Origin of the sequence: Emticicia sp., assembly GCF_049241225.1 — a bacterium.
In the GTDB taxonomy this organism is placed as follows: domain Bacteria; phylum Bacteroidota; class Bacteroidia; order Cytophagales; family Spirosomataceae; genus Emticicia.
Map to the genome: position 1 here is coordinate 24,509 of NZ_JBMLRC010000430.1, position 1,756 is coordinate 26,264.

Consider the following 1,756-nt stretch of genomic DNA (forward strand, 5'->3'; position numbering starts at 1 on the left):
TTACTGCATTTCTTGTAGGTATAGTGTTGAGAATGTTTGAAGATGCCTTCGGTATGCCGCAAAAACACCTTTGTGTTTTATCAATTTTGGCGTGTATTTTCGCAGTTTATTCAATGAATTGTTATTTTTTTGTAGGTAAAAATTGGCGAACATACTTAAAAATAATTGCGGTAGCTAATTTGATGTATTGCTTTCTTACAGCAGTTCTCGTGATGCTTCTTTATCAACAAATTACTATTTTAGGAATAATATATTTTATAGGAGAAATCTTGATAATACTCGGTTTAGTTTATGTAGAACTCTCAGTTTCTTCAAAAAATGCCATAGTATAGTTATACAAAATAGTAAACTTGAGTTGCGATATACTTTTGATTATCAATGTTTTACGTTAATCATTCGCCATTAATCATTAACCATTACCCCTCAATTCTATTATTTTACAAAAAACTTGACGAACTTTACGAGTTCAAAATACAAAGATTCTAATTTCAATGAATATTCTAATACTTGGTTCGGGTGGACGTGAGCATACTTTTGCTTGGAAAATTGCACAATCAAAAAACTGTACAAATCTTTTTGTTGCTCCTGGCAATGCAGGAACCGCACAAATTGCAACTAATTTGCCAATCGGTGTAAATGATTTTGAAGCCATTGGCAATGCCGTAAAGGAAAATAAAATCGAAATGGTAATCGTAGGCCCCGAAGAGCCTTTGGTGCGTGGAATTGTCGATTTTTTCAAGAAAGATAAAGTTCTCAAAAAAATAAAAATCGTTGGGCCAGATGCTTCTGGGGCAAGACTTGAAGGCAGCAAAGACTTCTCGAAAGGTTTCATGCAGAAGTATAAAATTCCAGCGGGAGCTTCACAAACTTTCACGAAAGACACTTTACAAGAAGGTTTGGCTTATCTCGAAACGCAATCTTTACCAATCGTATTGAAAGCCGATGGTTTGGCAGCAGGAAAAGGCGTAATCATTGCCGAAACTAAAGCCGAAGCCCGTCAAGCTTTACACGAAATGCTTGCCGAAGCCAAATTTGGTGATGCCAGCAGCAAAGTGCTTATTGAACAATACCTTTCGGGAATCGAGCTTTCTGTATTTGTCTTAACCGATGGTAAAAACTACAAAATTCTACCCGAAGCCAAAGATTATAAGCGTATTGGCGTAAATGATAAAGGCTTAAATACGGGTGGAATGGGAGCTGTATCGCCAGTGCCATTTGCCGATGCCGAGTTTTTGGGTAAAGTTGAAGAAAGAGTCGTAAAACCAACGCTCGAAGGTTTACAAGCCGAAGGCATCAAATATGTAGGGTTTATTTTCGTTGGACTAATGAATGTCGGCGGTGAACCTTACGTGATTGAGTACAACGCTCGCATGGGCGACCCAGAAACCGAGGTAGTTTTACCAAGAATCAAGACTGATATGGTAAAATTGATGAAAGCAACGGCCGATGGTAAACTGGATAAAATCAAACTTTCGGTGAATCCAAAAGCGGCTATCGCAACGGTTTCGGTGGCAAAGGGTTATCCCGAAGATTATCGCAAAGGCGATGTAATGACGATTCCAGAAGCCGAAAAAGATATCATCATTTTTCATGCTGGCACAAAAATCGCTACTGATGGTTCGGTGCAAACCAACGGTGGTCGAGTAATCGTAACCACTGGAATGGCACGTACGCTAAATTCTGCACGTAAAAAGTCGCAGGCAATGGCAAAAAAGATTATATTTGACGGAAAATACTTCCGAAACGACATCGGGAA

At 38.7% G+C, this 1,756-nt stretch carries 2 protein-coding genes; both read left to right on the forward strand.

Annotated elements, in window-relative coordinates:
• Positions 1-332: hypothetical protein (locus ACOVO2_RS22245; RefSeq protein WP_421772079.1), on the forward strand; the 332-nt coding region annotated here is incomplete at its 5' end.
• A gap of 159 nt (positions 333-491) precedes the next feature.
• Positions 492-1,756, forward strand: a 1,265-nt coding sequence (gene purD / locus ACOVO2_RS22250) for a phosphoribosylamine--glycine ligase (protein ID WP_421772080.1), incomplete at its 3' end; no start/stop codon positions are given.